3 protein-coding genes and 2 pseudogenes are annotated in these 3645 nt (G+C 44.3%); 2 read left to right on the plus strand and 3 right to left on the minus strand.

Translation table 11 applies throughout. The annotated features are described in order from the left end of the window. On the plus strand, positions 1-185 hold a 185-nt coding region (locus FDX01_RS23135; RefSeq protein WP_212733996.1), incomplete at its 5' end, for a hypothetical protein. 774 nt (positions 186-959) lie between these two features. Here FDX01_RS23135 and FDX01_RS03510 read toward each other — a convergent pair. Continuing rightward, entirely contained in the window at positions 960-1928 is a 969-nt protein-coding gene (locus FDX01_RS03510; RefSeq protein WP_170974749.1) for an IS5 family transposase, read from the minus strand. A gap of 242 nt (positions 1929-2170) precedes the next feature. Between FDX01_RS03510 and FDX01_RS03515 the strand changes: the two genes are divergently transcribed. Further along, on the plus strand, positions 2171-2491 hold the full coding sequence (locus tag FDX01_RS03515; RefSeq protein ID WP_049040620.1) for a FlxA-like family protein: 321 nt from the start codon (positions 2171-2173) through the stop codon (positions 2489-2491). A gap of 174 nt (positions 2492-2665) precedes the next feature. On the opposite strand, the pseudogene FDX01_RS03520 reads toward FDX01_RS03515, so the two are convergent. Both FDX01_RS03520 and FDX01_RS23140 read right to left on the minus strand, forming a co-directional pair. Further along, positions 2666-3098: pseudogene (locus FDX01_RS03520) on the minus strand (Tn3 family transposase); the annotation flags it as partial. A gap of 204 nt (positions 3099-3302) precedes the next feature. Next, positions 3303-3645 (minus strand): annotated as a pseudogene (locus tag FDX01_RS23140) (chaperonin); the annotation flags it as partial.

Consider the following 3645-nt stretch of genomic DNA (forward strand, 5'->3'; position numbering starts at 1 on the left):
ATTCAGGTGGCCAAATTCACTATGCCACTACAGTCGAACAATCACATAGAGCGATAAAATCAGACACTTCAGGACAGATTCATCCAAGAAACCGCCTCAAAGACATCAGCAGTGTCGAGGGCGTCAATTCCTTGCTGGATATTCTTATATCGGATTCCAATCGGTCGCTTAACAGACCAGTATAATTCTTGAAAGGCTTGTATTTTCCAAACGTGGAAATCCGAAAAGGTTTAGATGATATCAAGTCCAGCCCGGAATCTCAGTGAGATAAAAGGATATGATTGTCTGATACCTGATACTGACCATTTCACGGACAGAAACTGAGTAACAGTTCATATAGACAATTCCTTAACAAAAATGAGGCATATTTACCCCCTTATTTGTCGTTTCGTTCATGACAATAGACGCTATCCTACTGGAACCCTGACGTACACAGAACCAGGATACTATTATTCGACCATTTTTCCCCCGTGAGGAATGGTCTTTTTTTCATTAACTTGCCATTACCCCGATGAATTTGAAGCCCAGAATACCGGTGCATTAAGTCCTAAAAATAACGATTACCTACACATACCTCACATTTGTTACATTGCACAACAATTAAGCAACGTGGCTATCTGAACCATAAGCTGGTATGATATTTGCAAACTGATGAATACATAACATCAGACAGTTTATTGAAGCGGTCCGGGGGATGTCGCCGGACCGCTTTTTTTATTTGAAGGTATTATTAACTGAAATACTGATAATGATATATTCAGAGATTTGAAGTTGTCCCTTAAAAGTACTGTAAGAAATTGATCTTTAAATACTTAATCTAAATAGGTTAGGTATGACCGTGCCCAGGGAACAGCCGTGAGGATGGATTATCGTAACTACAAATTGTGTAAACACAAAAAGAGTGGCTTTGTTGAATAAATCAGATTTCGGGTAAGTCTCCCCCGTAGCGGGTTGTGTTTTCAGGCAATACGCACGCTTTCAGGCATACCTGCTTTCGTCATTTTGTTCAGCGCTCGTACCAGGGCCATAGCCTCCGCAACCTGACCATCGTAGTCACGCAGCGTCAGTGAATCCCCGAACAGCTGTTTTACCCGGTACATCGCCGTTTCCGCTATCGAGCGACGGTTGTAATCTGTTGTCCATTTCCACCGCGCATTACTCCCGGTCATTCGCTGATTAGCCACTGCACGGTTACGGTCTGCATATTCACCGGGCCAGTAACCCGCACCTTTTCGGGGAGGGATAAGCGTGCTGATTTTCTTACGCCGCAGTTCATCGTGACAGAGCCGGGTGTCGTAAGCGCCGTCTGCCGATGCTGCCCTGATTTTTCTGTGAGTCTGCCGGATAAGACCCGGGAAGGCTTCTGAGTCCGTCACATTGTTCAGCGACAGGTCTGCACAGATGATTTCATGTGTGTTGCTGTCAACTGCCAGATGCAACTTTCGCCATATACGACGGCGTTCTTTGCCGTGTTTTTTGACTTTCCATTCGCCTTCACCAAAGACCTTCAGCCCGGTGGAATCAATCACCAGATGCGCGATTTCACCCCGGGTGAACGTTTTGAAACTGACATTAACCGACTTTGCGCGCTTGCTGACACTGGTGTAATTCGGGCAGCGCAACGGAACATTCATCAGTGTAAAAATGGAATCAATAAAACCCTGTGCAGCCCGCAGGGTCAACCTGAACACGCGTTTAATGACCAGAACGGTGGTGATGGCGAGATCAGAATAGCGCTGAGGTCTTCCCCGTGATGAAGGCGTTGTCGACTCATACCAGGCCTGAATAGCTTCATCATCCAGCCAGAAAGTTATGGAGCCACGGTTGATGAGGGCTTTATTGTAGGTGGGCCAGTTGGTGATTTTGAACTTTTGCTTTGCCACGGAACGGTCTGCGTTGTCGGGAAGATGCGTGATCTGATCCTTCAACTCAGCAAAAGTTCGATTTATTCAACAAAGCCAAAAAGAGTATGTACTTTCCGGCCTTCAGCCAAAAGATATTCACTCACCACGCTGTCCAGCGCGTTCAAAATCATGTCTGGTAATACGTTAAACACCGCAACAAGCCAGTCTATATAACAGCCTGAAAAAAATGAAAAAATAAATCATAAGAATTCTAAAGTATATCTGCGTATATGCCGATACACCTATATATTTACCATGGAGGTTCTATGTCTATATCAATACAAACTAATACAAGTATAAAAAGTTCTAACAGTTCAGCTAATAGTGAATCATCTCAGATATCACAAATTTTAAAGAAGATACAGTCACTTACAGAAAAACTTGGTAAGGTGTCGTCAGAAGATGGTATGACAACCGATCAGAAGAAAGAGATGGTGGCTATCATACAAAAGCAAATTCAAAGTTTGTCTGCTCAATTACAACAGTTACTAAAACAGCAGGCTGAGAAGCAGGACAAGGAAACGCAGACTCAGTCAGGTAAAAGGGAAGATAAGAACCTCGAAAATACTATTGATGTTTATGTATGAATAGGTATTCCGGTGTGGACAACCCTCACAACCGTTGAATAATTTTGGCCTCGTGACGAGGCCTATTCAAAGGTCTCCGGACAGACGTCACCGAGATGACCGTGGCGCCGGACCCTTTAAATCATTCAATTAATAACCTTACTTGTAGAGGTTCTCTCACTTAACATGTTCCTAGCCTAGCGGGGACAAATGCGATAGCAGTTGCTCGTTGATCTTCATCCCTTTACGCTTCAGGGCATCGACCGCTCTTTCCATATAGACGGTATTCCACAACGAGATAGCTGCCGTCAGCAGCGTCAGTCCGCTGGCGCGGTAGCTCTGATTTTCCGGTTTACGATCCTTGATTTCACCCAGACGGAGAAGGAATACCGCGCGCGCCAGCGCGTTACGGGCTTCTCCTTTATTCAGTCCCGCCTGGACCCGCCGACGAAGTGCCGGATCGCGGAACCTGTCGAGCATATACAGCATTCGTTCAATACGGCCAATTTTCCTCAGTGCTTTGGCAAGTCCGTTTTGCTTGGGGTAGCTGGCTCGTCACGGTTCCCTGCTTTATCGAGGTTGCCAGGCGCAGCACTTCACGCCAGTGAATTTCGATCTCTTTCAGATGGAACTGGTCACCCTGACCTGCTCTCCATTGATTATCAGAGGCCAATGTTAGTCCCGCATCAGGGTAATCATGACAAATTCTCACTTCCGCTCTTCGCTCACAGCGGACCTTCAGATTTGTTAGCTCGTCCGCTGCGTGCCAAGAGCGGACATTATAGATGGTATATGTAGAAAGTGAACATGCGTCGATTGTATAATTTAGCAGTCACTTAATTATTGGATAACTAACACAAGTATGGCCGTTGCTTATAGCATACATTTGGTTTCCCTTAAGATTTACAAATGGAAATGTCGTATACTCATAATTTATAGAGGTCATATTAAATGTAAGGAATTTATCTTCAAGATCTAATTTTGTTGAGTGGGCAGGGTATGTTCCTTCATTTTTCATTGTGATAATAAAACCGATAGGGAAAAAATGTAAAGCACAAATAAATGCCACATGTCCTTCGTTCATAAATGCTACGCTTTGAGCGGATATGTGCATTCTGTGTGGGTAAAACCAGTAGTAAATATGGTAATGACTCCAACTTATTGATAGTGTTTTA

This window comes from Citrobacter sp. wls613, from assembly GCF_005281195.1.
Classification (GTDB): Bacteria; Pseudomonadota; Gammaproteobacteria; order Enterobacterales; family Enterobacteriaceae; genus Citrobacter; species Citrobacter gillenii.